Annotated in this window: 27 protein-coding genes and 1 tRNA gene; 14 read left to right on the top strand and 14 right to left on the bottom strand. The window is 70.5% G+C overall.

All coding sequences use genetic code 11. The features are described 5' to 3' along the window. Positions 1-36 precede the first annotated feature (36 nt). Positions 37-885, bottom strand: a complete 849-nt coding sequence (locus INP57_RS24425; protein ID WP_200072674.1) for an SAM-dependent methyltransferase — start codon at positions 883-885, stop codon at positions 37-39. A gap of 155 nt (positions 886-1,040) precedes the next feature. Here INP57_RS24425 and INP57_RS24420 point away from each other — a divergent pair, with 155 nt between their 5' ends. Continuing rightward, positions 1,041-1,505: a (2Fe-2S)-binding protein gene (locus INP57_RS24420; RefSeq protein ID WP_200072673.1), complete on the top strand. Its 465-nt coding sequence runs from the start codon at positions 1,041-1,043 to the stop codon at positions 1,503-1,505. Next, positions 1,502-2,311, top strand: a complete 810-nt coding sequence (locus INP57_RS24415) for an FAD binding domain-containing protein (RefSeq protein ID WP_200072672.1) — start codon at positions 1,502-1,504, stop codon at positions 2,309-2,311. Before INP57_RS24420 ends, INP57_RS24415 begins: the two co-directional genes overlap by 4 nt. 112 nt (positions 2,312-2,423) lie before the next feature. Here INP57_RS24415 and INP57_RS24410 read toward each other — a convergent pair whose 3' ends face one another. From INP57_RS24410 to INP57_RS24400, 3 genes are all read right to left on the bottom strand, one after another. Continuing rightward, positions 2,424-2,789 carry a hypothetical protein gene (locus tag INP57_RS24410; RefSeq protein ID WP_200072671.1) on the bottom strand — a complete coding sequence of 122 codons (366 nt, stop codon included), beginning with the start codon at positions 2,787-2,789 and terminating at the stop codon, positions 2,424-2,426. A gap of 111 nt (positions 2,790-2,900) precedes the next feature. After that, complete coding sequence (locus INP57_RS24405) at positions 2,901-3,548, bottom strand: response regulator (protein WP_295145876.1); 648 nt, start codon at positions 3,546-3,548, stop codon at positions 2,901-2,903. Beyond that, on the bottom strand, positions 3,545-4,723 hold the full coding sequence (locus INP57_RS24400) for a sensor histidine kinase (protein WP_200072670.1): 1,179 nt from the start codon (positions 4,721-4,723) through the stop codon (positions 3,545-3,547). Before INP57_RS24400 ends, INP57_RS24405 begins: the two co-directional genes overlap by 4 nt. A 122-nt stretch (positions 4,724-4,845) precedes the next feature. Here INP57_RS24400 and INP57_RS24395 point away from each other — a divergent pair, with 122 nt between their 5' ends. The 11 genes from INP57_RS24395 (at position 4,846) to INP57_RS24350 (ending at position 16,721) form a co-directional block, all read left to right on the top strand. After that, positions 4,846-5,631, top strand: coding sequence for an ABC transporter ATP-binding protein (locus INP57_RS24395; RefSeq protein WP_200072669.1), 786 nt, complete (start codon positions 4,846-4,848; stop codon positions 5,629-5,631). Next, the gene (locus INP57_RS24390; protein WP_200072668.1) at positions 5,628-8,072 is read left to right on the top strand and encodes an FtsX-like permease family protein; all 2,445 of its coding nucleotides are present in this window, start codon (positions 5,628-5,630) and stop codon (positions 8,070-8,072) included. The genes INP57_RS24395 and INP57_RS24390 overlap by 4 nt, the downstream gene beginning before the upstream one ends. Before the next feature lie 368 nt (positions 8,073-8,440). Further along, positions 8,441-9,160, top strand: a complete 720-nt coding sequence (locus INP57_RS24385; protein WP_307850263.1) for an ABC transporter ATP-binding protein — start codon at positions 8,441-8,443, stop codon at positions 9,158-9,160. Then, positions 9,157-11,367, top strand: a complete 2,211-nt coding sequence (locus tag INP57_RS24380; protein WP_233628215.1) for an FtsX-like permease family protein — start codon at positions 9,157-9,159, stop codon at positions 11,365-11,367. The genes INP57_RS24385 and INP57_RS24380 overlap by 4 nt, the downstream gene beginning before the upstream one ends. 128 nt (positions 11,368-11,495) lie before the next feature. Then, positions 11,496-12,665, top strand: a complete 1,170-nt coding sequence (locus INP57_RS24375) for a cytochrome P450 family protein (RefSeq protein ID WP_200072666.1) — start codon at positions 11,496-11,498, stop codon at positions 12,663-12,665. Between the two features lie 7 nt (positions 12,666-12,672). Next, entirely contained in the window at positions 12,673-13,551 is an 879-nt protein-coding gene (locus INP57_RS24370; protein WP_200072665.1) for a DUF72 domain-containing protein, read from the top strand. 76 nt (positions 13,552-13,627) lie between these two features. After that, positions 13,628-14,122, top strand: coding sequence for an LLM class flavin-dependent oxidoreductase (locus INP57_RS29815; RefSeq protein ID WP_233628214.1), 495 nt, complete (start codon positions 13,628-13,630; stop codon positions 14,120-14,122). Between the two features lie 85 nt (positions 14,123-14,207). After that, a complete protein-coding gene (locus INP57_RS29810) occupies positions 14,208-14,681 on the top strand; it encodes an LLM class flavin-dependent oxidoreductase (RefSeq protein ID WP_233628213.1) in 474 nt (157 codons plus the stop codon). 132 nt (positions 14,682-14,813) lie between these two features. Further along, a complete protein-coding gene (locus tag INP57_RS24360) occupies positions 14,814-15,668 on the top strand; it encodes an alpha/beta fold hydrolase (protein ID WP_200072664.1) in 855 nt (284 codons plus the stop codon). 134 nt (positions 15,669-15,802) lie between these two features. Then, positions 15,803-16,036, top strand: a complete 234-nt coding sequence (locus INP57_RS24355; protein ID WP_200072663.1) for a hypothetical protein — start codon at positions 15,803-15,805, stop codon at positions 16,034-16,036. A gap of 118 nt (positions 16,037-16,154) precedes the next feature. Next, positions 16,155-16,721: a helix-turn-helix domain-containing protein gene (locus INP57_RS24350; RefSeq protein WP_307850261.1), complete on the top strand. Its 567-nt coding sequence runs from the start codon at positions 16,155-16,157 to the stop codon at positions 16,719-16,721. Between the two features lie 3 nt (positions 16,722-16,724). Here the strand turns inward: INP57_RS24350 and INP57_RS24345 are convergent, their stop codons facing one another. The 6 genes from INP57_RS24345 to INP57_RS24320 form a co-directional block, all read right to left on the bottom strand. Further along, positions 16,725-17,414, bottom strand: a complete 690-nt coding sequence (locus tag INP57_RS24345) for a thioesterase II family protein (RefSeq protein ID WP_200072662.1) — start codon at positions 17,412-17,414, stop codon at positions 16,725-16,727. Continuing rightward, complete coding sequence (locus INP57_RS24340) at positions 17,411-18,379, bottom strand: DMT family transporter (RefSeq protein ID WP_200072661.1); 969 nt, start codon at positions 18,377-18,379, stop codon at positions 17,411-17,413. Before INP57_RS24340 ends, INP57_RS24345 begins: the two co-directional genes overlap by 4 nt. Further along, positions 18,336-19,034 carry an alanyl-tRNA editing protein gene (locus tag INP57_RS24335; protein ID WP_200072660.1) on the bottom strand — a complete coding sequence of 233 codons (699 nt, stop codon included), beginning with the start codon at positions 19,032-19,034 and terminating at the stop codon, positions 18,336-18,338. The genes INP57_RS24340 and INP57_RS24335 overlap by 44 nt, the downstream gene beginning before the upstream one ends. 64 nt (positions 19,035-19,098) lie before the next feature. Further along, positions 19,099-20,058 (bottom strand): chlorinating enzyme, encoded by a 960-nt coding sequence (locus INP57_RS24330; RefSeq protein WP_307850260.1) that lies wholly within the window; start codon positions 20,056-20,058, stop codon positions 19,099-19,101. Positions 20,059-20,067: 9 nt separating this feature from the next. Beyond that, the gene (locus INP57_RS24325) at positions 20,068-20,331 is read right to left on the bottom strand and encodes an acyl carrier protein (protein ID WP_200072659.1); all 264 of its coding nucleotides are present in this window, start codon (positions 20,329-20,331) and stop codon (positions 20,068-20,070) included. After that, on the bottom strand, positions 20,313-21,788 hold the full coding sequence (locus tag INP57_RS24320; RefSeq protein WP_200072658.1) for an amino acid adenylation domain-containing protein: 1,476 nt from the start codon (positions 21,786-21,788) through the stop codon (positions 20,313-20,315). The genes INP57_RS24325 and INP57_RS24320 overlap by 19 nt, the downstream gene beginning before the upstream one ends. A gap of 338 nt (positions 21,789-22,126) precedes the next feature. Here INP57_RS24320 and INP57_RS30430 point away from each other — a divergent pair, with 338 nt between their 5' ends. After that, positions 22,127-22,369, top strand: coding sequence for an SDR family oxidoreductase (locus INP57_RS30430; protein ID WP_200072657.1), 243 nt, complete (start codon positions 22,127-22,129; stop codon positions 22,367-22,369). Between the two features lie 367 nt (positions 22,370-22,736). On the opposite strand, the gene INP57_RS24310 is transcribed toward INP57_RS30430, so the two are convergent. From INP57_RS24310 to INP57_RS24295, 4 genes are all read right to left on the bottom strand, one after another. Then, positions 22,737-22,812 (bottom strand) — tRNA-Ala (locus INP57_RS24310). Positions 22,813-22,917: 105 nt separating this feature from the next. Continuing rightward, on the bottom strand, positions 22,918-23,565 hold the full coding sequence (locus tag INP57_RS24305; protein ID WP_200072656.1) for a UdgX family uracil-DNA binding protein: 648 nt from the start codon (positions 23,563-23,565) through the stop codon (positions 22,918-22,920). Positions 23,566-23,572: 7 nt separating this feature from the next. Then, positions 23,573-24,958, bottom strand: coding sequence for an NAD(P)/FAD-dependent oxidoreductase (locus INP57_RS24300; protein WP_200072655.1), 1,386 nt, complete (start codon positions 24,956-24,958; stop codon positions 23,573-23,575). Further along, positions 24,951-25,184: a DUF6158 family protein gene (locus INP57_RS24295; RefSeq protein ID WP_233628227.1), complete on the bottom strand. Its 234-nt coding sequence runs from the start codon at positions 25,182-25,184 to the stop codon at positions 24,951-24,953. The genes INP57_RS24300 and INP57_RS24295 overlap by 8 nt, the downstream gene beginning before the upstream one ends. Between the last annotated feature and the right edge of the window lie 4 nt (positions 25,185-25,188).

Genomic DNA, 25,188 nt, shown 5'->3' with positions numbered 1-25,188 from the left:
CGCGGACCATCAGTGTTTGCAGCCGCCCGCGGACCGTCAGGGTTTGCGGCCCAGCCCGCCGAGCATCAGGTTCTGGCCGGGTTCGAGGGCGTGCATCGGCGGCCCGTCCGGCCACCAGTCTGCCGCGCGGACGAAGCCCGGCGGAACGATCTCGGTGCCGTCCAGCAGCGCGGTGATCTCCGCGGCGGTGCGGAACCGGCCGGAGCCCAGCAGCCGCAGGGCCGCGTCTTCCAGTTCACCGGCCACTTCCGCGGCAGGCTCACCGGGTTCGGGCCGATGCAGATGGCTCACCGCGACGTAAGAACCCGAAGGCACGGTTCCGAGGCAGCGCGCCACGGTGCCCCACGGATCCTGCTCGTCGTGCAGGTGGTGCAGCGAAGCGGCGTGCAGCACCGCCACCGGCCGGGACAAGTCGATGTTGCGCGCAACCACGGGGTGCGCGAACAGCTCCTCGGTCCGGGTGAAGTCGGCCAGCGCGAAGTGGGTGTGGTCGTTGTCCGCCAGCAGCGCCTTGCCGTGCGAATGCACCATCGGGTCGTGGTCGATGTAGACGACCACCGCCTCCGGATTGGCGCGCTGAACCACCTGGTGGGTGTTCTCGTCGGTCGGCAATCCGGAGCCGCAGTCCAGGAACTGGTCGATCCCGGCGACCACGGCCAGATAGCGCACCACGCGGATGAACCACTGCCGGTTGTCCCGCGCCGCGAGGTGCGCGGTGGGCGACAAGCGCCGGATCTCGTCCACTACCGCGCGGTCGACCGCGTAGTTGTCCTTGCCGCCGAGCATCGCGTCGTAGCAGCGCGCCACGCCCGGGTTGCCGGTGTCCAACCGACTCGTGTCGAGCGGGCCGGTTCGCTGCAGCGCAGCGCTGGGCCGGTCGGGCATCCAACACCTCGCAGCGCTTTACGACACCAAGACTGTCGCAAGCAGTATAGGCACGCCGATCGCCCGTTCCGAACAAGTGGGCGCTATCGAACCCTGATCAGCGCGCCCGCAGCCAGCTAAGCTCGATCTCAATCAGACGTGAGAGGGAGCACAGGTTGCACGTCCAGATCAACCTCAACGGCACCGAACAACGACACGAGATCGCCGATCGCACGCTGCTGGTGCACCACCTGCGGGAGAACTGCGGCCTCACCGGCACGAGCACCGGTTGCGACACCACGTCCTGCGGTGCGTGCACCGTGCTGCTGGACGGCGAGTCGGTCAAGTCGTGCACGGTGCTGGCAGCGCAGGCCGACGGGCACCAGGTCACCACCATCGAAGGGCTCGCGGACGGCGACGAGCTGCACCCGGTGCAGCGCGCCTTCCAGCAGCACCACGGCCTGCAGTGCGGTTTCTGCACGCCGGGCATGGTGCTGGCGTCGGTCTCGCTGCTGCAGGAGAACCCGGCGCCGACCGAGCGGCAGGTCCGCGACGGCCTCGAGGGGAACCTGTGCCGGTGCACCGGATACCAGGGCATCGTCGAGTCGGTGCTGGCCGCCGCTGAGGAGGGCGATCGATGATCCCCGGTTCGTTCACCTACCACCGCGCGGAGTCCGTGGACGACGCGCTGTCCCTGCTGGCCGAGCACGGCGAGGACACGAAGCTGCTCGCGGGCGGGCATTCGCTGCTGCCGCTGATGAAGCTGCGGCTGGCGGCGCCGGAAGTCGTCGTCGACCTGACCGCGTTGCGGGACCTCTCGTTCGTCGAGGACGCGGGCGACGCGGTGCGGATCGGCGCACTGACCCGGCACCACGACCTCGCGAACTCGGATCTGCTGACGCGCGAGGTGCCGCTGCTGGCGCACGCGGCGGGCACGATCGGCGATCCGCAGGTGCGCCACCGCGGCACCATCGGCGGCTCGATCGCGCACGGCGACGCGGCAGCGGACCTGCCCGCGGTGGCGTTGGCACTGGACGCGGCGCTGGTGCTGCGCGGGCCGGACGGGAACCGCGAGGTCGCGGCGAGCGAGTTCTTCGTCGACTTCTTCGAAACCGCGCTGGAGCCGGGCGAAATCCTCACCGAGATCCGGGTGCCGAAGCACTCCGGCGGCTGGGACTTCCAGAAGTTCACCCGCCGCGCCATCGACTGGGCGGTGGTCGGCGTGGCCGTGGCCGGGGACGCGGTCGCGCTGGTGAACATGGGCCCGACGCCGATGCGCGCGAGCGCGGTCGAGTCCGCGCTGGCCGCGGGCGCCTCCCCCGCCGATGCGGCCGAGCACGCGGCCGAGGGCACCTCGCCCGCCGACGAGCCCGAAGCTTCCGCCGAGTACCGGCGGCACCTGGCGAAGGTCCTGGTCCGCCGCGCGCTGGAGCACTCCCGCAGCTGACCTGTCGCCCCGCCGGGAACGGCTCGGCGGGGCGGGGTGCACCTGAAACCCGGCATCGAGCCGGTCAGCGGCCGGCGGACGTCCTGCCGGGCCGCAGGCCCGCTCCGCTGGGTCAGGCCGGGCCGTCGATGGTCAGCTCGCAGGTGACCGGTTCGCCGGGCTGTCCTCGTTCGGTCACCCGTTCCTTGCCTTCGACCAGCACCTCGCAGGTCAGGGCCGAAGCGGGCGAATCCGGCGTGACGACGAACTTCGCCGGACCGCCCATCGGCGCCCACTTCTCCCGGTGCGGCACGCCGACCGGCTCCGGCGCCTGATCCTTGGAGTCCGAAGTGGACTTCTGCACGGTGCCGCTTTCCCCGGCAGGTCCCGATACTTTCAACTCCACCTCGTAGGCGGTTTGCTCCGGAGGATTGCTGCCGCACGCGGTGAGGCCGACGAGGGCGAGTGCAGGTACGGCCAACACGAGTGAACGTTTCAAGGGATGAGCTCCTTCACGCCGAGGGCGGTCGATCCGTCGGACGACGAAGGTATTGATCACCCCGCGAGGCGCGGATCTGCCGGACGGCCGGTTTCGGCCGGAAACCTCCGCCTATCGGCCGAGGATCTTCGACTGCCAGGCCCACGCCGCGATCTCCACCCGATTCCGTACGTCCAATTTGGACTGGACGCTCGCCAGGTGGGTCTTGACCGTGCCGACCGAGAGGAACAGCTGCTCGGCGATCTCGGCGTTGGTGGCCCCGGTGGCGACCAGCCGGGCGACGTCGAGCTCGCGCGCCGACAGCGGATTGGGCAGGTCCGCGGGCGGTTCAGCCGCGGAGCGGTTGCGCAGCAACTTCACCGTGATCGCCGGGCTGACGAGCGCGTCGCCCGAGGCCGCCGCCCGCACGGCCTCGAGCAGCAGCGCCGCGCTCGCGGTCTTGAGCACGAAACCGCTGGCGCCGCCGTTGAGCGCGCGGTGCACGTACTCGTCGTCCTCGAAGGTCGTGACGACCACGACCTTGGGCGGATCGACCGCGCCCGGGACGTTGATCCGCTGCAAGGCGTCCAAGCCGTCCAGCCGGGGCATCCGGATGTCCATCAGCACCACGTCCGGCCGGAGCCGCTCGATCTGCTCCAGCGCCTCCACACCGTCGGAGGCCTTGCCGACCACCGCGATGTCGTCCTCGGCCGAGAGGATCATCTCGAAACCGGTGCGGACCATGGTCTGGTCGTCCGCGATGAGCACGCTGATCGTCACGCTGTACCTCCGTTCGACGGCAGCGGCATCCGGGCTTCGAGCGCCCAGCCGCCCTCCGCGCAGGGCCCGTCCTCGAACTCGCCGCCGACTTCGGCGACGCGGTCGCGCAGACCGCGCAGACCGAAGCCGCTCCCGGGCATCTTGCCAACCGCACCGTCGTCGCCGACGCGCACCAGCAGCTCGGAATCCGCGCGCTGGACGTCGATCCGCACGGTCGTCACGTGCTGGCCGTGCTTGCGGACGTTGGTGAGTCCTTCCAGGACGATCCGGTGCGCGGTGGAACCGATCGCGGGCGGGATCCCCTCGGTCGAACCGCGCAGCGCCAGCCGCGCGTCCGGCCCCAGCTCGCGGTTGAACCGCTCGACCATGGTGGCGATCTCGTCGATGGTGGCCAGCGGCGCAGTGGTCGGACCGTCCTCGGCGCGCAGCAGGCCGACCATGCGGTGCAGCGATTCCATCGCTTCGGTACCGGCTTCGGCGATGCCGTCCAAAGTGTCCAGTGCTTGCTGCGGTGACCGGGCGGCGATCGCCTGCGCGCCGCGCGCCTGCACCACCATGCCCGTCACGTAGTGGCCGACGAAGTCGTGCAGGTCGCGGGCGAACTCGGTGCGCTGGAGCAGCCGTTCGTGCTCGATCTCGCGCAGCCGCGCCCGGCGGGCCAGTCGCGCGGCCAGGCCGATCGTGCAGGACAGCACCACGCAGCACAGCAGCAGGAACGCGATCACCAGCTCGGTCAGCTTGCCGCGTCCGATCGCGGGTTGCGCCACGACCACCGGGATCACGACCACCGCCGCGGCCGCCACCCAGCGCTTCTCCGCCCGCCACACCACCAGCCCGAGCAGGATCAGCAGCGCGGCCGTCGGGGTGAGCACCGCCAGCGCGGCGTCGGGACGATCTTGCGACTCCCCGGGCCGGTACGCGGTGTAGTACACGGCGGCCACGATCACGGCGACGGCGATCGTGACCCCGGGCAGCGAGCGAGCGCCGGCCCGCGGAGCGATCAGCAGGGCCACCGCGGCGATCGGCCCGGTCGACATGATCACCGCGGGCGGCCACCTCGCACCGTCGAAGCCCTCGTAGATCACGTGCTCCAACAGCATCAGCGCCGGCGTAGCCAGCACGATGCCGAACAGCCAGAGCGCCGACTGCCACGCGGACTTACCGGGGAACAGCACGAGCCCGCATCCTAGACAGCCGATCTCCGCCGTTTGCATCAGCCGAAAGGCAGAGCGCTTCGCCGCGAAACCGGTCGGCGGACGGAGGTGGACCGCGCCCACGACCGGACAGGCTCCTGGACATGAGCCACAACAGCCGACCAGCGAGCACGGTCGGGACAACCGCGAATCCCGGTCCGGCCATCGCGGTCGAAGCGGTCGACCTCGTCAAGACCTACGGCACCGGCCGGACCGAAGTGCGCGCGTTGGACCACCTCTCCATCCGATTCCCCGCATGCGGTTTCAGCGCGGTGATGGGGCCTTCGGGCTCCGGCAAATCGACGTTGTTGCAGTGCGCGGCGGGTCTGGACACCCCGACCGGTGGGAGTGTGCTGCTCGGCGGCGTCGACCTGGCCACGTTGCGGGACGACGAGCTCACCCGGGTCCGGCGGGAGCGGATCGGGTTCGTGTTCCAGCAGTACAACCTGCTTCCCGAACTCACCGCGGAGGAGAACATCGTGCTGCCGGTCCAGCTCGCCGGACGCAGGCCGCAACGCGGCGCGGTCGGCGAGCTGGCCGAACGACTGGGACTGTCGGGCCGCTTGATGCACCGACCCGCGGAAATGTCCGGTGGGCAGCAGCAACGGGTTGCGCTGGCCCGCGCGCTGCTCACCCGGCCCGAGGTCGTCTTCGCCGATGAACCGACCGGGAACCTGGACACGCGGGCGAGCGAAGAGATCCTGGGCCTGCTGCAAGCGTCGGTGCGCGAACTCGGGCAGACCGTCGTGATGGTGACCCACGATCCGATAGCCGCCTCGTACGCCGACGGTGTCGTGCTGGTCGCGGACGGGCAGGTGGTCGACACGCTCGTCCGGCCCGACGCCTCCCGGATCGCGCACTCGATGCGGCTGCTGGGGCAGGACCGATGAGCGCCGTCGTTCCGCACCTGCGTGCCGTCCGGCGGACTCCGGCGCGGTTGGTGCTGTGCGGGCTGACGATCGCCTTGGCCGCCTTGTTCATCACCGGCACGCTGCTCGGCCGGGACATGGCGATGCGCACGATCACCAGTGAGCTGACCTCGATCCCGGATGCGGCGTCCGCGGTCGTGCAGTCCCCCTCCGGATACGGCCCCGCGCAGCTGGACCGGATCGAGGACTTTCCCGGCGTGACCGAGGCGACCGGCCGGGTGAGCGGATCGGGCCTGGTCGGGAGCGTGGAGGTCGAACTGACCGCCGATCCGGGGCAGGGGCCGCTGAGCCGGGTCCAGGTCGAGGCCGGCACGTATCCGCGTGCTCCGGGAGAGGTGGCGGTGTCCGAGCGCGCCGCCGAGCGGCTGGGCTTGCACGTCGGCGACGCGGTCGATTTCGCCGTGCAGGACGGCGGGGCGCCGCACTCGTTGACGGTGACCGCACTCGTGGATTCCCCGTCAGCGGACGGAGTTGCGCTTTACGCCCCGGATCGGGAAGTGCTCACCCGCACCGCTGCGGAACTGTCGCGGGTAGACCTCACCGGGGACGTGCCCGCGATCATGCAGAGTGCCCAGCCGACGGCGATGACCGTGCTCTCCGCCGCGGACGCGCGGCAGGCCGAAGTGCGCCAGAGCCAGGACACGGTCGACCGGGTTTCCGTGCTGCTCAGCGCGTTCGTGGTGCTGGCGGCGCTCGCGTCGATCATGGTCGCGGTATCCGCCTTCCGGATCGTCTTCGCGCAGCGCATCCGGCACCTCGCCATGCTGCGTGCGCTGGGCGCCACCCGCGGTGGGCTGCGTCGGGCGCTGGTCGCTGAGGGCGCGAGCACCGCATTGATCGCGGGTGCAGCCGGGACCGCGCTGGCCGTCGGGATCAGCAGGCTCGTGCCGCTGGTCGCACCGGTCGCAGCGGCCTCTCCCTCCCCGCTGATGCTGGGGTCGGTGCTGGTGGGAGTCGTGGTCGCGGTCGTCCTCGCCGTGCTGGCCCCGGCCCGCGACGCGGCGCGGGTGTCCCCGCTGGAAGCGCTGCGGTCGACGACCCGGCCGAGCGAGCACAAGGCCGGGACGGCGACCCGGACCGTGGTCGGTGCCGCGCTGCTGGCGGTGGGGGTGCTGCTGATGGCCCTCGCGGTTTCCCAGGGACTGCTTTCGCGCTATCGCCCGGCCGGGAGCACCGAAGATCTCGTGCTGTTCGGGGTGCTGGCCGCCGCCGCGTGGTTCGGCGCGTACCTGGCGTTCGCGCCGCGTCTGGTGCGCCCGGTGCTCGCCGGAGCACACCGCTCGGTGCGGCGGCTCGGCCCGGTCGCGACGTTGGCCGTGCGCAGCGCGGGAGGTATGCCGCGCCGGGCGGCGGCGGTGTCCTCGGTGGTGGCGCTGGCCGCGACGCTGCTCATCGCGGCGCTCACCGCCGGGGAAACCATGCGCGAGCACAACGAGGCGAGTTCGGCCGCGGAGTACACCGCGGGCATCGAGGTACGAGCCCCCGAAGGGGCAACACTGCCCGCTGACCTGCCCGGGGCGCTCTCGGCCGATCCCGCGGTGGGCACGGTCGTCCCGTATCGCGCCGTTCGGTTGCAGCTGGGTGCCCCGGGCGGATCGACGAACTTGGAAGTCTCGGACCTGCCGATCACCCAGCTGCCCAGGTCGGCGGACATCGTGGCCGGTGACGGGTCACTGCACGACCTCGGACCGGGAACGCTCGCGGTCTCCGACGGCTTCGCGAGCAAGAACCGGGTCGGCGTCGGCGATTCGGTCCTGCTCGGCGATCGCCGAATCCGGGTCGCGGCAGTGGTCGTCGGGCAGCGCATCGGCGGCTCGCAGGTCCTTGCGCACTCATCGGACCTCAACGCCCTCGGGATCGACCCGGCGCCTACCGGGGTCATGATCGACGCGGGCGGCAGGGGCATGGCAGCGGCGCAGTCCGCGGTCGGCGCCCACACCGGCAACAGCCCGGAACTGGAGATCAGCGTGCTCGACGACCTCCGCGCCGAGCAGTCCGGCCTGGTCCGGCAGGTCACCGGCAGCGCGTTGGCACTGATCGCGCTGACCGTGTTCGTCGCCATCGTCGGGGTCGGTACCACCGCGACCTTGTCGGTACTCGAGCGCGGCCGGGAAAGCGGCGTCTTGCGCGCGGTGGGCCTGTCCCGCAACGGCTTGCTCACCGTCCGGATCGGCGAGTCCGCCATGCACGGCGTGCTCGGAGTGGTCTTCGGGCTGCCGCACGGCGTCCTGCTGGGTGCACTGCTGATCATCGCACTGGTTCCGGAGGCGCCACTGGCGATACCGGTCCTCGCGTTGCCCGCGGTTTGCGGCGGACTCGTCGCGGTGGCCGCGGCGGCGGGCTTCCTGCCGTCCCGCCGCGCCAGCAGGACACCTCCGGCCACGGCGACCAGGGAAACCTGAGTCCGTCCGCCCGGAGGGTGCGTACGGCTGCTTCCGGGCTCGTCGAATCAGCAGTACCAGGGTTCGCCGATGGGCGATCTCGCATCCGGTCGGCGGCGGAACCGCTCCAACGATGACCACGCGAGCAACGGCACCGTCGCTCGTGGCGGTTTCCTCGCGGGGACAGCGGTTTCGCCGCGCGGAGCCCGAAGGGCTCTGAGCCGTTCCACAGGCCGATCGGCCAGCGACTCCGGCCGACCGGACGACCGGGGATGACCGCGCGGTCGAGGTGTGTCCCCGCCGGCTGCTGCGAACGTTCTCCTCGATCGAATTCCGCGCCAGGACCCTGCTCCACCACGGCGCGCACATCGACCGAGGGGAATGGACAAGTGCACCAAGGACGCACACCGGCGGGGAACCCGGTTCTGGTCGGCAACGGACTGGCGAAGCAGTACGGCGAGCACTGGGCACTGGGCGGCGCGGACATCTCGGTCCAGGCCGGTGAAGTGCTGGCGATCGTGGGGCCGTCCGGGTCCGGCAAGACCACGATGCTGCACGTGCTCGCCGGGATCCTGCGCCCGGACCGCGGGGAGGTCAGCCTCGAGGGGCGCCGCATCGACCAGCTCACCGAAACCAAGCGCAGCGAATTGCGCAGGCACGAGTTCGGCTTCGTGTTCCAGCAGGGCATGCTCGTCGGCGAGCTGACCGCCGAGGAGAACGTGGCGCTGCCGCTGCTGCTCGGCGGCACCGATCGGCGCAAGGCCACCGGCACCGCCCGCGAATGGCTGGCCGGGCTGGGACTGACCGGCATGGAGCAGCGCCTGCCCGGCCAGCTCTCCGGCGGGCAGGCGCAGCGCGTGGCGATCGCGCGGGCGATGGCGCACCAGCCGAAGGTGATCTTCGCGGACGAGCCGACCGGCGCGCTGGACACCCGCACCGGCGAAGCGACGATGAGCGCGCTCGCGGGCAGCGCGAGCCGTTCCGGAGCCGCGGTCATCGTGGTCACCCACGACCGCGAGCTGGCCGCCCGGTGCGGCCGCGTGGTGGAGATCCGCGACGGGCTCATCGCGAACAGCGCGCCCGCGCGCGGCGGGGCGGTGGCCGGATGAACCCCGTGCAGCTGGCCTTGCGGGTGCTGCGGCACGACTCCCGCACCCGCACTTCGGCGATCCTCACCGCCCTGGGCGTGATGGTGGCGACCGCGCTGGTGCTGATCCTCACGGCGCTGCCGCACGCCGCGCACGCGCGCACCGAACGCTCGTCCTGGCAGTACGGACACCCGGGCGTCTCCGACACCGGTGGGGTGGAGCTGGCCTCGCAGGACTACGTGCGGGGCGAATTCATCACCAGGCTGGACGTCTCCGGCGCCACCGGCGGCGGGAACGCCCCGGAGTACCCGGCTCCCGGCGAGGTACTGCTGTCCCCGGCGCTCGCGCAGAAAGCTGGAGAACTGCCGGACAACGCGCTGGCCGATCGCTTCCCCGAGCGCATCGCGGGCACGATCGACCCGCAGCAGCTGCGCTACCCGGAACAGCTCGTCGCGATCGTCGGGCACCCGAAGGGCGCTCTGGACGAAGCCACCGCGATCGCGCATGGCGCTTCGCTGGTGGAAGTCGAGGCGTCGTCCGAGGACTGGCTGTTGCAGCCGATGGCGTGGTTCGGCCTGTTCGTGCTCGCCGCTCCCAGTCTGGTGCTGGTCGCATCGGCCTCGCGGCTGACCGCGGCACGCCGGGAACGCCGGATGGCCTCGTTGCAGATGGCGGGCGCGACACCGTCCCAAGTGGTCTCGACGGTGGCCGCGGAAACCGGGCTCGCCGCCGTCGCCGGAACCGTGGCGGGGCTGCTGTTCATCTGGCCGCTGCGGTACCTGATCGCCATGATTCCCTGGGGCAACGGCACCTGGTTCCTCAGCGACATCACTCCGTCGGCGTCGGCGATGCTCGGCGTGGCGATCGGCGTTCCCGCGCTGGTGGTGGCCTCGTCGGTGCTGGGCACCCGGCGGGCCGTGCGCTCGCCGCTGAGCGCGGCCACCCAGCAGCAGCGCAGCAGGCCCAAGGCGTGGCGGCTGCTGATCATCGCCGTGGTCGCCGGGCTGTTCGTGTTCGGCATGACGAAGTACGACGAGGGCGCGGGGTTCCTGGTGCTCGTCGTCCCGATCGCCGCGATCATCTGGTCGTTCTCGCTGATCGGCCCGTGGATCACCGCCACCATCGGCCGGCTGTTCAGCAAGCTGTGGCGCCGTCCTTCGGTGCTGCTGGCGGGCAGGCGGCTCATCAGCGATCCGAAGGGTGCCTACCGGTCGACCTCCGGGATGGTGCTCGCGGTGTTCATCGGGTCGATCGCGCTGACGGCGTTGCCCGCGATGACCGCGAGCGCCAAATCCTTGGGCAGCACGGACAAGGCCGGCGTGATCCTCGCGGACGTGCCCGGCAGTCAAGCGCCCGAGCTGCGGCAACGTCTCGATGCCGAGCTGGCGCAGCAGGGCGTGCAGGCCACCGCCGCCGGCTACGAGCAGGTCAGCATCGAGGGGCCCGGCGGCGCGGTCACCAACGGTCTGCTCATCGACTGCCAGGCGGCTCGCGAGGTGACCTCGTACCAGCCCTCGTGCGCGGGGCCGCCCGGCATCCATACGCCGATCGATGTGCCGAAGTCGGATCTCACCGTCACCCCGGCCATCTTGGCTTCCAACGGCGAGCCGCCCGCCACCCCGGTGCCGCAAGGAACTCCGGTCAGCCATGAGCCGAATCTGCAGACGGTGATCATCGATCGGAGCGCCGTGCCCGCGCTGGCGGGCTCGACGCAGACCACGCTGTCCGTGCTGCCGCCCACCGAAGCCGACCGGGCGAAGGTGCGCACCGCCATGGCGCGAGTGGCCCCCGGCGCGGACATCGAGTCGATCGAGTCGCGCAACGTCGCAGGCCAGGTCATGACCGGGGACCTGCACCGGATCACGGTGATCGGGTTGTCGATCGCGTCGGTGCTCGCGGCGGGCAGCGCGGCGATCACGGCCGCGGGTTCGGTCATCGATCGGCGACGCACGCTGGGCGCGCTGGTCGCCGCCGGAACGCAGAGCAAGGTGCTGGTCCGCGCCCTGCACACCGAGGCGGCGCTACCGGCGCTGGTCGCGGCGGGCATGGCGACCGCGGCAGGTGCCGGGGTCAGCCTCGGGTTGCTCAACGTCATGGGGCAGAGCACCACGCTGACGCTCTCGATCCTGGCCCCGATCGTGCTCGGCCTGCTGGTGGCGGCGCTGGCGGCGGCGGCGAGCGGGCTGATGCTGCGCAAGATCATCGCGGAGCCGCTCGCCGACGAGTAGCGGAATCCGCGAGCGGGGAACTCGACGACGGCGGCAAGCGCACCCTGCGCCTGCCGCCGTCGCTCGTGCACCTGACGTGGCCCGTTCGGCGACCGCCCGGCCCGGCCCCGTTGTCGTAGATTCGAGGCATGGCACCGGTCGAGCTCGGCGACGACTTCGTGACCGCCCCGGTCGCGACCTACGCGAAGCTGCGCGAGCAGGGTTCGGTGCACCGCGCGATCACCCCGGACGGCGCCGCGGTGTGGCTGGTGACCCGCTACGAGGACGTGCGCGCGGCGCTGGCCGATCCCCGGTTGTCGCTGGACAAGGCACACGCGCGGGACGGCTACCAGGGCTTCGCGCTACCGCCCGCGCTGGACGCGAACCTGCTGAACATGGACGCCCCGCGGCACACGCGGCTGCGCCGGATCACCGCGCAGGCGTTCCGGGTGCACCACCTGCGGCCGCAGGTCGCCGCACTCGCCGAAGAACTGATCGACGAGTTCGCCGGCTCCGGACACACCGACCTGATGACGGCCTACGCGGGACCGCTGCCGATCGCGGTGATCTGCGAACTGCTCGGAGTCCCCACCACCGACCGTCCCGATTTCCGCGCGTGGACCGACGAAATGCTCGCGCCGAGCAGCAGGCGCTCCGCCGCGGACGCGCTCGACTCGCTGCACCGCTTCCTGGTGGAGCTCGTCGCGGCCAAGCGCGCCGACCCGGGCGGCGACCTGATCAGCGGCCTGCTCGCGCAGCGCGACCAGGAGCGGCTGACCGAGGACGAGCTGACCTCCACCGCGTTCCTGATGCTCTTCGCCGGGTACGAGAACACGGTGAACCTGCTGGGCAACGGCATGGCGGTACTGCTGTCGCACCCCGACCAGCTGGGCACGCTGCGCGCCGACCCGCCGCTGCTGCGCTCCGCGGTCGACGAGCTGCTGCGCTTCGACCCACCGCCGCAGACGGCGATCCGCCGCTTCCCGATCTCGGACGTGCGGATCGGCGGAGTCACCGTGCCCGCGGGAGAAACGGTGCTGCTGTCGCTGGTCTCGGCGCACCACGACCCCGAGGTGTTCACCGCCCCGGACATGCTGGATGTGACCCGCGGCGACAACCCGCACCTGGCGTTCGGCAACGGCCCGCACTTCTGCCTGGGCGCCCCGCTGGCCCGGATGGAAGCCGAGATCGGGTTCGAGACCCTGCTGCGGCGATTGCCGGACCTCGCGCTGGCGGTGCCGCCGGATCAGCTGCCGTGGCGTGCGTCGTTCCGCAACCGCGGGCTGCTGGAACTGCCGGTCGCGTTCACCGCGAGGTGAGCGGGCGATGGCGGGCATCTTCATCGGCACTTCGGGCTGGCTCTACCCGCCGTGGCGCGGCACGTTCTACCCGCGCGGTCTGCCGCAGCGCCGCGAGCTGGAATACCTGGCCGGGCAGCTCGGCTCCGCCGAGATCAACGGCTCCTTCTACTCGCTGCAACGACCGGAGCGCTACCGCTGGTGGGCCGAGCAGGCCCCGGACGACTTCGTGTTCGCGGTCAAGGGCAGCCGGTTCATCACGCACATGAAGCGGCTGCGCGACGTCGAGGTGCCGCTGGCGAACTTCTTCGCTTCCGGTGTTCTGGCACTCGGCGGAAAACTCGGCCCGCTGCTGTGGCAGCTGCCCGCCACGACGCGGTTCGATCCGGAACGACTGGCGGAATTCTTCGACCTGCTCCCGCGCAGCACGGCCGCTGCCGCGGAACTCGCGGGCGGACACGACGAACGACTCCGCGGCCGCGCGCTGACCGAGACCGACGCCGACCGCCCGCTGCGCCACGCGCTGGAGGCCCGCCACCCCAGCTTCGCCACCGCGGAGTGCGTCGATCTGCTGCGCGCGCACGACATCGCGCTGGTCACCGCCGACACCGCCGGAACGTGGCCGCGCATGGACGACGTGACCAGCGACTTCTGCTACGTGCGGCTGCACGGCGCCGAGGAGCTCTACGCCAGCGGCTACACCGCCGAGGCGCTGGACGAGTGGGCGGATCTGGTGCGCGCCTGGCACGCGGGGAAGAGCCCGGCGACTCCGCACACCGCCGCCGATCCCGCGCCGCGCAAGGATTCCGGCCGCGACGTGCACGTCTACTTCGACAACGACATCAAGGCGCACGCGCCGTTCGACGCGCAGGGCTTGATGCGGCGCTGTGGCGTCACGACGTCATGATCCGCTACTTGGCGGCACCGGCCGCCGGTAGGTCGCCGTATGTTCCGCGCGAATGCATCTGACGTGAGGAACACCCATGGATTTCGGCGTTTTCCTGCCGATCGGGAACAACGGCTGGCTGATCTCGGAGAACGCACCGCAGTACATGCCGTCGTTCGAGCTGAACAAGAACGTGGCGCTGGAGGCGGAGCGACAGGGGTTCGCGTTCGCGCTGTCCATGATCAAGCTGCGCGGTTTCGGCGGCAAGACGGAGTTCTGGGACCACAACCTGGAATCGTTCACGATGATGGCCGGGCTGGCCGCGGTGACCGAGCGGATCCGGCTCTACGCATCGACGGCGGTGCTCACGCTGCCGCCCGCGATGGTGGCGCGGATGGCCACGACGATCGACTCGATCGCGCCCGGCCGCTTCGGGGTCAACATCGTCTCCGGCTGGGCCAAGAAACGAGTACGACCAGATGGGCCTGTGGCCGGGCGACGAGTACTTCGAGCGGCGCTACGACTACTCGACCGAATACGTCCGGGTGCTGCGCGAACTCTGGACCACCGGAGTGTCCAACTTGGACGGTGAGTTCTTCGGCATGAGCGACTGCCGCCTGTAACCGCGCCCGTCCGGGCACGTGGACGTGGTCTGCGCGGGCCAGTCGGATCGCGGGATGCGGATGACCGCGGAGGTCGGCGACTACAACTTCGTGCTCACCCCGGGCGTCAACGCCCCGGAGAACTACGCGGATCCGGTGCAGCGGCTCGCGGCCGCGGCCGAGCGGACCGGCCGGGACGTGGGTTCGCTGCCGCTGTTCATGCTCATCATGGCCGAGACCGACGAAGAAGCCTGGGCGAAGTGGCGCTCCTACCACGCCGGCGCGGACCTGGAAGCTCTCGGCTACATGGCCGACGAGGGCGCCAAGGACGCCTCCGCGCCGGAGGGCGGCACGGCGAAGACGATCAACCTGCCGGAAGGCGCGATCAACCTCAACATGGGCACCCTGGTCGGCTCGCACGAGACGATCGCCCGCCAGCTCGACAAGGTGACCTCGATGCCGGGCGTGCGCGGGGTGATGTTCACCTTCGACGAGTTCGAGAAGGGCGTGCACGACTTCGGCCAGAAGGTGCGGCCGCTGCTCGGCTGAGCCGGCCGCACTGCTGCGGCGGGGAACAGCCGTCGCCCCGCACGATCGCGGCAGCGCGTTGACAGCGCTGCGCCGGACGCTGCATAGTTCCACCTCCAGTAGCCGTTACTTCCGGTAACAGGAGGTTTTGCGATGGTTCGGCGGGTCGTTTCCCGGGACGGTACGTCGCTGGCCGTCGTCGAATCCGGCCCGCGAACCGCGCCGACGCTGGTGTGCGTGCACGGCTATCCGGACAACCGCTCGCTGTGGGACGGCGTCGTGCAGTCGCTGCAAGACCGGTTCCACGTCGTCACCTACGACGTGCGCGGCGCGGGCGAGTCGGACAAGCCGCATCGGGACAGCGCCTACCTGCTCGACCGGCTCGCGGAGGACCTGACGGCGGTGCTGGACGCCGTCAGCCCGGACCATCCGGTGCACCTGCTCGCGCACGACTGGGGCTCGATCCAGACCTGGCACGCGATCACCGGTGACGACCTGCGCGGACGGGGCGCCTCGTACACCTCGATCTCCGGCCCGTGCCTGGACCACGCCGCGCGGTGGATGCGGTCCCGCGTGCGGGCCGGGCTGCCCGCGCTGCGCGAGCTGCTGGCGCAGCTGGCTTCCTCCGGCTACATCGGCTTCTTCCAGATTCCCAAGCTGCCGGAGCTGGCTTGGCGCAGCGGCCTCACCCAACGCCTCGTCCGCGCGCTCGACCGGTCGGCGAGCGCGCCCGAGCTGCCGGACGCGATCCACGGCTTGGCGCTGTACCGGGCGAACATGCTCCGGCGCTTCGCCCGTCCCGAGCCGCGGCGCACCGACATCCCGGTGCAGGTGATCGCGCCGAGCGCGGACCGGTTCGTGCACCCGCCGGTGCAGACCGGCATCGCGGAGTGGGTGCCGGACCTGCGCGTTCACCGGGTTCCCGGCGGGCACTGGCTGCCGCGCAGCCGCCCGGAGACGGTGGCCGGATACGCCGCCGAGCTGGTCGAGCAGGCCGCCTCCCGCTGATTCCCGCCGCCGAGCCGGCGCGTGCGCGTGAGCCGCGGAAAGAACGTGGTTGCCTGCGACCGGGCGACTTTCATCGGCACATCGGCTGTTATATCTTCCTGTGTGTTCGTTTTAAAGAACACAGGGAGGGCTCGATGATGTTGCTCCAGCGCGCGCTGCACGGCATCGGAAGAGCGTGGGAAACCCAGCACGAGCTGCACGAACGGCGACTGGTCGCGCGGCGGCCGTGGCAGCGCGACTACCTGCACTGGAGCCGGGACGGCGAGAACTGGTCGCTGCACGGCACATTGCTCCCACCGCGGTCGGCGCAGCCGGGCACGACGCGATCGGGCTGGTGCTGCTGCACGCATCCCCGCGGCAGGCCATGAGCCCGTCGACGCGGCGGTTTCCGGTGTGCGCCGGGACCGGTTGCTACGCTCCGCGCGTCGAACTGCATTGCGAGCACGGTGCGCGGGAGGGATTGTGACGCAGGCCCAAGGCGATCCGGTGTCGCGCTCGACGGGCCGCGCGATCGGCGCGCACGTCAAGCGCATCCGCAGCGCCCGCGGCCTCACCAGTGCCGAGCTGGCCCGTCGCGCAGGCATCAGCAAAGCGGCGCTTTCCAGCATCGAAGCCGGCAGCGGCAACCCCACGATCGGCACCTTGGACGCGCTGGCGGTGGCGCTGGCGCTGCCGCTGGCCGACCTCGTGAGCTTCCAAAGCACCGAAACGTCCGTGAAAGTGCCCGGCACGCCCGGCGATCCGGACGGCCCCACGCGCGAACTGCTGCGGCGCCTGCACGGCAGCTACTCGGTCGAGATCTGGCGGCTCCGGATCCCGGCCGAACACGAAACGACGGGTGCGCCGCACGCGCCCGGAACGATCGAAAGCCTCATCGTGGCCTCGGGTGAGCTCCGCGCGGGCGCGAACGCCGATCTCGCGGATCTCGCTCCCGGTGATTGCCTGTCCTTCCCCGGCGATCAGCCGCACACGTACTCGACCGGTGCGGACCCGGCCGACATCACCGTCGTGATCGCCTCGCCGTTGCACGTGGACAGCGCCGCGCGGCAATGACCGTCACCGTTCCCGCAGCACTGCGAGGACGGCATCGGCGACACCGCGTGGATTCGCGCCGGAGAGCAGATGCGGTCCCGTCAGCCGAACCGTGCTGCACGAACCCCGGGTGTGCCGCTGCCAGGCCTCCGGCTGCTGCATCCCGCCGTCCTCGGAACCGGCGAGCACGCGAACGTCCCCGTCCACCACCAGCCGCCGGGTCAGCTCGATGAATCCCTGCGACAGCAGCAGATCACTCCGGATCAGCGCGTGCGCCTGCGCGGCGACGGCGGGGTCCTGCCCCAGCTCCGCAGGCGGACCGCCGCCGAGCCGGGACAGGATCGCGGCGGCGCCGTCGAGCGAATCGATGCCCGCGAGATCGATGTCGTCGCGAGTGCGCGGAGCCGGATTGGACGCGGCGATCAGGCAGGTCCGCACGCCGCGCTCGGCGAGCAGCGCCAGGCCGATGTAGGCGCCCAGGCTCTCGCCGTAAACCACCCCCACCGAGTGCGGAACCTGCGCTTGCACGTCCCGGAGAGCCCGTTCAGCCGAGGTCAGCGCGGGTTCCCGGTACCGGCGTCCGCGGCCGGGCAACTCGACTCCGCAGATCTCCACCCCGGCCCCCAGCGCCCGGCGGAGTCGGCGGAAGTAGCCCGCGCCGCAGCAGGCAGGTGGGATGAGCGCGACAGCCGGAAGCCGACCGGCCGGCGTCACGCCGCGGCCTCCTGCGCGCGGTTCTCCAGCAGGCGCCCGAACGCGGCCGCGACGACGATCAGCACCCCGCCCACGATCTGCATGAGCATCAGCCCCTCCCCGCGCAGGACGATCGCGAAGAACGCCGCGAAGACCGGCTCGGTGGACATGATGATGGCGACCCGCGTGGCGCTGGTCCGGCGAGCCGCGAACAGCTGCGCCGCGAACGCGAACGCGGTGCCCAGCACGCCGAGGTACGCGATCAGCACCCACACCCCCGGCGTGATCGCGGAAACCTGCTCGGTCAGCAGCGGACCGAACAGCGGCGACACCAGAAGGCTCAGCGCGGCGACCACGACGACCTCGACCAGCGTCACCGACAGCACGTTGAAGTCGCGATGGCTCGAGGTCCGCCCGAACGAGAAGATCTGGTAAGCGCGCACCAGAGCCGCCGCCAGGATCAGCCCATCGCCCGGCCGCACCGCGAACGGTGCCCCGGAGCTCCCCAGCGTCAACGCTGCGCACCCGAGCAGCGCTACGGCCGACAGCGCGTAGATCGCGGGCCGCTGCCGCACTCCGCCGAACACCCTGCTGTAGAGCGGCACCAGGATCACCGACAGGGTGATCAGGAACCCCGCGTTGGCAGCGCTGGTGTAGGCCACCCCCGACGTCTCCAGCAGCAGGATCGTGAACAGCAGCGCGCCGTAGAGCAGCCCGTGGCGCAGTTCGCGCCGATTCACCCGGACCCGCGCGAGAACCGCGTAGACCAGCAGCGGCAACGCGGCCGCGGCGAACCGCAGCGCGAGGAAGTTCGGGAAGGACAGGCCGGTGGCGTTGACGGCCTGCATCACCGCGTAGGACGACCCCCACACCGCCGCGACGCCGACGACCGCGAGGTCCCCGGCCGATGCGGAACGGCCGAGCCGGGCCGCCCACGCTTCGTTACCGCCGGACCGCCCCTTCGCGGTAGCGCGCGGAGTAGCCAACCTTGAGCCGTCCCTTCTTCACCTTGGCCGAGCGGACCACCAGATCGCCGAGTTCGTCCAGGTGCGAAACGTGCGTGCCGGCGCACTCGTCCAGCGAGAACTCGCCGATCCGCACGTAGCGGCGCCCGTCCGCCCAGTACGCCTCGACCGGCAGGTCCTTGTCGATCACGGCGTGCACATCGGCCTGCACCGTGGCGACGAACTCCTCGGCGTCTTCCAATGCCGTGCCCGCCTCGAACTCGATGCGGGCCTGGCCGGGAAAGTGATTGCTGACGATGTGCCGGTAATCCCGCGCGCGCACGGCCGCATCCACCAGGTGACCCGCGGTGTGCAGGGCGGCGTGCTCGAGCCGGGCGGCCCGGTCCACCGCGACGGAAACCCGCTCGCCCACCGCGGGCAGCTCCCCGGCAGGCAGCTCGGGCACGAGCGCGACCAGCGGCTGATCGTGCTGCACCCGGACGACCGAGGCCGCAGCCCCGTTCAGCGTCGCGATGTCCGCCGGCTGGCCGCCGCCCTGGGGATGCACGATGTTGTCCCGGACGGCGAGACAGCGCTGCTCGTCGTGCAGCGCGCCGGCGATGACGGTGGTGCTGACCTCGGTCGCGTAGGTGTCGTCCAGGTACACGGCGAGTTGATGAACCACGGGATCGTTCATTTCACCGATCGTACCGTATGGTCTAACGGTCGCGCGGCGCTTCGCAGCACCGGGCCGGGCCGCGTCAAGAAGCGGTTCGAGTCCGGAACGGCGTCCCGCGCAGCGTCCGGGTGGCGATCCGGTTGTGCCCGTAGCGGTCTTCGCCGCGCGCCACGACGGCCCCGTAGTTCTCCAGCGGAATGCTCCCGCCGTACTCCTGCACCGAGTCGGTGTCCGGATAGACGCGGACCTTGGTCGGCACATATCGGGAGGCGAAGCCCATGCGATAGTTCTTGCCCTCGCTCGTGTTCGGCAGCGAAGCGTGCATCAGCGTCGACCAGAAGATGACGCACTGGCCCTTCTCCATCACCAGCGAGAAGGCGTCGGATTCGTTGGGCGTCCAGTCCGGATCGATCTGCAGCTGCCGGTAATCGTATCCGAAGAACCCCCGCGCGATCCCGTCCTTCTGCTCGGCATTGATGCGGGACTCGCTGTAGTCCATGCGCTTCGTCTCGTCGTAGTTCATCTTGTTCTGGGAACCCGGGATGATCTGCAGGCAGCCGTTCTCCCGGGTCGACTCGGTGAACGCGGTCCACACCGTGATCGTGCCCGCCCCGAAGTCGTCCTCGGACTCGCCGGGCCAGAGGATCTGCGGCTTTCCGCTCGCGTTGGCGAAGGTGTCCGCCTGGTGCCAGTCGGTTCCCTCGTCGCCCGGGTACTTGGGGAAGAACTCGGTGCGCCAGCAGAGGATGTCCGGCCCCAGCACCGAGGCGACGCGATCGACGATGCGCGCGTTGCAGACGTGCTGCGCGAGCAGGTCGATGTCCAGGTGGCGGTCGTAGTTCGCGATGTTCGTTCCGCCGGAACTGGCGTCTTCCGGGTAGGCCGCGTGCGATCGGTCCAGCGTCTGCCTGCGGACCGTCCGCCACATCTCGTCCATTTCTTCGGGGGTGTAGACGGTGATCGGGCCGATGTAGCCGTTCCGCTGGAAGAACTCCTCGTCCGCAGCGGACAGCGAGTGGTCGATGTCGAGGTTCTCGGTCACGGCAATCTCCTACCGGTGCGCTGGTCGATCGACGGAACGTCGGTTTGCGACGGCCTCGTGCAGCGGGGCCTCGTAGGTTTCCCGCGCTTCCAGGGCGACCCCGAAGGAATCGCTCAGGAACCTGTTGAGCTTGGCGAAGGTGAGCGAATGCGCACCAACGTCCAGGAAATTGTCGGAGGCGGTGATTTCGGGATCATCCAGTTCGGCGCGGAGCCACTCCACGACCGATCGTTCGATTTTCGCGGCATCGGACTTCATGGCATCGGCTTGCACGGCGCCCTCCGGAACATCTGCTCGAGTGCTGCGCGGTCGATCTTTCCGTTGTCTGTTCGCGGGATCGTTTCCAGGCGGGTGAACGCTTCCGGGATCATGTAGGCGGGCAGCCGGTCCGCGAGGGCCTGCCGCCACCTTCTGCGGGGCAGTTCGGTGCTGCCTGCGGTGAGGTATCCGCACGCGAGCCGGGTTCCGCCGTCCCCGCGCAGCGCGACGCAGACCGCCGCGGAGACCTCCGGGACGGTTTGCAGCGCGCGCTCGACCTCACCCAGTTCGATGCGGTGCCCGCGAATCTTCACCTGGTCGTCGTTGCGGCCCACGTACACCAGCCCGTCGTCTTCCCACCGCACAAGGTCGCCGCTGCGGTAGAACACCCGTCCGGACGCGGCGGTGAACTTCTCCGCGGTGAGCTCCGGCCGGCCGAGGTAGCCCGCCACCACCTGCGGCCCGGACAGCAGCAGCTCTCCCGCGTTGCCCGGCGTTACCGGCTGGTCGTGCTCATCGACGACGCGGGCGGCGAATCCTGGCAGCGGCTCGCCGATGTTCTGCCCGTTGCATTCGATGTCGTTCAGGGATATCCGGCGGATCGTGGCGTGCACGGTGACCTCCGTGATTCCGTACATGTTGTACAGCACTGCCGGCGAGATTTCCCGGAACTTCGCGAGCAGGCCCGCTTGCAGCCGCTCCCCGCCGAACACCACGTACCGGATTCGCAGGCTCCCGGGATTTCCCGCGCACAGTTCCGGCGACAGCTCCCGGAAAGCCGTCGGTGTCTGGCTCAGCACGGATATCCCCTCGCGCCGGATCAGTTCCGCGCACCGGTGCGGATCCCGGACGGTCCAGCCGTCCGGGATCACCGCGGTTCCTCCGGTGCTCAACGCGCCCCACAATTCCCACACCGAAAAGTCGAAAGCGGGCGAGTGGAACACCAGCCACCGGTCGGCCAACCCGACGTCGAACCAGGGCGCGACCGCATCGAACAACGCGGTCAGGTTCCGCTGCGAAACCGGGACACCTTTCGGCACGCCCGTGGTCCCCGAGGTGTAGATGACGTAGGCCGTACCCGCCGTCGGCCGTCGGGAGCCCGGTCGCAGCTCGAGCGCGTACTTCCCGCACAGCAGCGGTGCAGCCGAGTCGTCCCCGGCCAGGGTCAGGACGGCCTGCGGAGCGGCATCCGCGATGATCCGCTCGTTCCGCGCGGAAGGACCGGAACGAGCCAGCGGAAGGTAAGCCCCGCCGAGCAGCCAGACCGCGACGAACGCGATAGTGGAATCGATGCCGGAAGGAATGTCCACCGCGATCAGCCCCGCTGGATCGACGTCCGCGCGAAGCAGTTCGTCGGCCAGGTCCTGAGCGTTCTCGTACAGCTCGTTGTAGGTGAGTTCCGCGCCACCCGAATCCCGTACGGCGACCGCGTCCGAGAACCTGGCGGCGATCGAGGTGAACCTTTCGATCACTGCGCGCCCACTCGCGTTCCGATGATGCACCGCACCCCCAAATTTCGACCCCCGGTACAACTCGTCAAGCTACCCGCGCCCTACCAGACCGCACACCACCAACAGCGTGAATGCGGAATCCGTCGAACCACCGAACAATTGCGCGTCGCGCCGCAACATTTCCGCATTCCTGGAAACAACCGGGGCGGATCGATCTCGACGCCCGCAGCCAAGTCGGGATTCTCGACAACGACTCGGCCGTCCGGGGAATTTCTCGCCCAACGTCTTGTTCGACACCAGTGGAGCGGCGCCTTTTCCGTCTCGGCGGCCAAGCCGGTCTGCGCCGAAGGACCGCGATCGTGCGGCACCCCTACGCCGCCCTCAACTCCTGCAGCAAGATCCTCGCCCACGCCTGCGGCCCGCACGGCGTGCGCGTGCCCGCGGTCATGCCCGGCGTCATCGAGACCGGCGCCGTCGAAGCCAGCCTGCTGCACGAAGCCGAAACCACCGGCCGCGACCTGGACACCATCCGCAAGGAGTTCCACCGGCGCCTTGCCGCCCCGCTCGGCCGCCCCGGGCAGCCGGAGGAACCGCAGAACTGATCGCCTTCCTCGCCTCCTACCTCACCGGCGTCGCCATCTCTGTCGACGGAGGCATGCTGCCAACCGTCCGACGCAGACTCGGCGCCCGTCCTGCGAGCGCTGCTCGAGTCGTGGCAGGGCCGGGGTGGCGTTCATACGAGGGCTGCTGGACCCAAGTCGCGCGGCCCGCGGTCCGCTGCGGGCTGCCGACGCCGGCACCAATAAGCCGGGCACCGGGATCAACCGCACCGACCAGGCCCGGACCTGCACAAGGCCACCCCCGCCCACGCCCACGCTGAGGACCTGAGCACGGCACCTTGGGTTAGCTAGAAAGACAAAAAGACCAGCGGCCAAACAAAACCGCTGGTCAGATCAGGGTCAGAACCCTTGGTGGAGCTGACGGGATTCGAACCCGTGACCCCTTGACTGCCAGTCAAGTGCGCTACCAGCTGCGCCACAGCCCCTTGTTCGGTTGGTGCGGTTTCCCGGGGGTTTGATGTCCCGTTCACCGCGTGCCTGCATACCGTACAACAGCCCGCCGAGGCCCCGAGCACGGGGGGCCGACTTGATCACCCGGGGGTCGGCGCGAGTGCTTCCGCGGCCACTCGTAGGTCGTTGACCAGCCCTTCCAGTTCCGTCTCGGAGTCGTCGGCGCGCAGCACGGCCGACGGGTGGATGGTGGCGAGCGCGCGGGCCGGGCCGTGACGGTGGCCGGCGAGTGCCGACTCGGGCAGATCGACGAGGCGGCCGCGGGAGCGGGTGAGCCGGAACGTCGTGCCGAGCAGGGTTTGCGCGGCGGTGGCGCCCAAGCACACCACCAGGTCCGGGTCAACGACGCGGAGTTCGGCGGCCAGCCACGGCCAGCAGGCCGCCACCTCGCTGCGGTTGGGTTTCTGGTGGATGCGGCGCTTGCCGCGCTGCCGGGAGAACTTGAAGTGCTTGGTGGCGTTGGTGACGTAGGCATCGTCGCGGTCGATTCCCGCGCGTTCCAGGGCACGGTCGAGCAGGCCGCCAGCCGGGCCGCTGAATGGTTGTCCCTTGCGGTCCTCCTGGTCACCGGGTTGTTCGCCGACGAGTACCAGCCGCGCGGATTCCGAACCGCTGCCGAACACGGCTTGCGTGGCGTCCCGGTGCAGAGCGCAGCCCGCGCACGACTGCACCGCTTTTCGCAGGCCGGGCAGTCGTGCGCGGGCGGGGACGTACGGTTCGGCGCTCATCGGCGCTTCAACCCGCCCTCCCGTGTTCGCTGGGCAGTCCGCGGGTGTTGGCGGCGCGGACGAATTCGGCGCGCGGGTCGTGCAGTTCGCCGAGCGCCACGGTCTGCCGCCGCAGCGGCAGCTCCATCAGCCAGTCGCCGAGGATCCGGAGCTTGCGCGAGGCGGTCGGGATCTTCGCCAGGTGGTAGACGCGGTGCAGCAGCCACGCGGGCAGGCCCTTGAGCTTGATCCCGTACACCTCGGCGGCACCTTGGAACAGGCCCAGTCCGGCGACGGACCCTGCGTAGCGGTGCCGGTAGTCGCGCAGCTCGTGCCCGCGCAGCAGCGCCAGGACGTTGTCCGCGAGCGTGTTCGCCTGCCGCACCGCGTGCTGGGCCGACGGGCCGCACAGCGCGTCCGGATCGTCGCTGGTCAAGTCCGGCACGGCGGCGCAGTCACCGGCTGCGAAGACATCGTGGGTGCCGCTGACCTGGAGTTTCGTGGTGCACGAGACCCGGCCCTTGCTGTCCCGGGGCAGGTCGGAGTCCTCCAGCATCGGATGCGGTTTGACCCCGGCGGTCCAGGCGATGGTGTCCGCGTCGAACTCGTCGCCGTCGGAGAGCACCACGTGCCCGCCTTCCAGCGTTTTCGCGGTGGTGTTCAGCTTCACCTCGATGCCGCGCTCCTCCAGGCGGCGCCGGGTGTACTCCCCCATCGGCGCGCTGACCTCGGGCATGATCCGGTCCATCGCCTCGACCATGATCCAGCGCATGTCCTCGGGGCGCAGCGAGCGGTAGTGCTTGACCGCCTCGCGGGCCATGCTCTCCAGCTCCGCGATGGCCTCGATGCCCGCGTAGCCGCCGCCGATGAACATGAACGTCAGCAGCCGCCTGCGCAGCTTCACGTCCGAGGTGCTGGCCGCGATGTCCAGCCGGGAAAGCACGTGGTTGCGCAGGTAGATGGCCTCGCCGATGGTCTTGAAGCCCACGCCGCGCTCCCCGAGCCCGGGGATCGGCAGCGCGCGGGAGATCGAGCCGGGCACCACGACCAGCACGTCGTAGGTCAAGTGCTCCTCGGAGCCGTCGGCCAGCGTCGCGGTCAGTTCGCGTTGTTCGTGGTCGATGCAGGTGACCTGCGCGGTGAGCACCTCGCTGCGGCGCAGCGTCTCGCGCAGCGGCACCACGACGTGCCGGGGTTCGATGGAGCCTGCCGCGGCTTCCGGCAGGAACGGCTGGTAGGTCATGTGCGACTGCGGGTCGATCAGCGTCACCCGGGCCTCGCCGTCGGCGAGCTGCTTCTGCAGCCGCAGCGCGATGTTCAGCCCGGCGTGGCCGCCGCCGACGATCACGATGCGCGGCTTGCCGGTCGGAACCGATCGCAACGACGGGGATTGCGGCTGCGGCCCACTAGCCATGAAGCTGGCCTCCTCTCGCACCCTCGCGGGTCCGGCGCGGGTCCACCTCCCGGTCCGGGTGCCGTCGCAGGTATTCCTGCTCCAGTTCGAACTCCCGCGCGGTGTGCTCGCGCAGGGCGTCCGGTGCGCCGTGCAGGAACGTGTCGTGCCGAGTGCTGTGCAGTCGCGCCAGCTCGCGGAGCAGGTCCTGCTCCTGGAGCCGGTGGCCGGGAACGCCGGTGCACATGGCG

The organism is Saccharopolyspora galaxeae, from assembly GCF_016526145.1.
Taxonomy (GTDB): Bacteria; Actinomycetota; Actinomycetes; order Mycobacteriales; family Pseudonocardiaceae; genus Saccharopolyspora_C; species Saccharopolyspora_C galaxeae.
The sequence above is the reverse complement of the archived record's forward strand: the minus strand, read 5'-3'. Positions and strand labels throughout refer to the sequence as shown.

What these genes read in the sequence shown, in the direction of transcription:
- INP57_RS24425 (WP_200072674.1), bottom strand. Translation starts at nt 885, where the DNA reads ATGCCCGACCGGCCCAGCGCTGCGCTGCAGCGAACCGGCCCGCTCGAC.
- INP57_RS24395 (WP_200072669.1), top strand. Translation starts at nt 4,846, where the DNA reads ATGAGCCACAACAGCCGACCAGCGAGCACGGTCGGGACAACCGCGAAT.
- INP57_RS24360 (WP_200072664.1), top strand. Translation starts at nt 14,814, where the DNA reads ATGGTTCGGCGGGTCGTTTCCCGGGACGGTACGTCGCTGGCCGTCGTC.
- INP57_RS29810 (WP_233628213.1), top strand. Translation starts at nt 14,208, where the DNA reads ATGCGGATGACCGCGGAGGTCGGCGACTACAACTTCGTGCTCACCCCG.
- INP57_RS24335 (WP_200072660.1), bottom strand. Translation starts at nt 19,034, where the DNA reads ATGAACGATCCCGTGGTTCATCAACTCGCCGTGTACCTGGACGACACC.
- INP57_RS24300 (WP_200072655.1), bottom strand. Translation starts at nt 24,958, where the DNA reads ATGGCTAGTGGGCCGCAGCCGCAATCCCCGTCGTTGCGATCGGTTCCG.
- INP57_RS24355 (WP_200072663.1), top strand. Translation starts at nt 15,803, where the DNA reads ATGATGTTGCTCCAGCGCGCGCTGCACGGCATCGGAAGAGCGTGGGAA.
- INP57_RS29815 (WP_233628214.1), top strand. Translation starts at nt 13,628, where the DNA reads ATGGATTTCGGCGTTTTCCTGCCGATCGGGAACAACGGCTGGCTGATC.
- INP57_RS24390 (WP_200072668.1), top strand. Translation starts at nt 5,628, where the DNA reads ATGAGCGCCGTCGTTCCGCACCTGCGTGCCGTCCGGCGGACTCCGGCG.
- INP57_RS24295 (WP_233628227.1), bottom strand. Translation starts at nt 25,184, where the DNA reads ATGTGCACCGGCGTTCCCGGCCACCGGCTCCAGGAGCAGGACCTGCTC.
- INP57_RS24305 (WP_200072656.1), bottom strand. Translation starts at nt 23,565, where the DNA reads ATGAGCGCCGAACCGTACGTCCCCGCCCGCGCACGACTGCCCGGCCTG.
- INP57_RS24375 (WP_200072666.1), top strand. Translation starts at nt 11,496, where the DNA reads ATGGCACCGGTCGAGCTCGGCGACGACTTCGTGACCGCCCCGGTCGCG.
- INP57_RS24370 (WP_200072665.1), top strand. Translation starts at nt 12,673, where the DNA reads ATGGCGGGCATCTTCATCGGCACTTCGGGCTGGCTCTACCCGCCGTGG.
- INP57_RS24380 (WP_233628215.1), top strand. Translation starts at nt 9,157, where the DNA reads ATGAACCCCGTGCAGCTGGCCTTGCGGGTGCTGCGGCACGACTCCCGC.
- INP57_RS24415 (WP_200072672.1), top strand. Translation starts at nt 1,502, where the DNA reads ATGATCCCCGGTTCGTTCACCTACCACCGCGCGGAGTCCGTGGACGAC.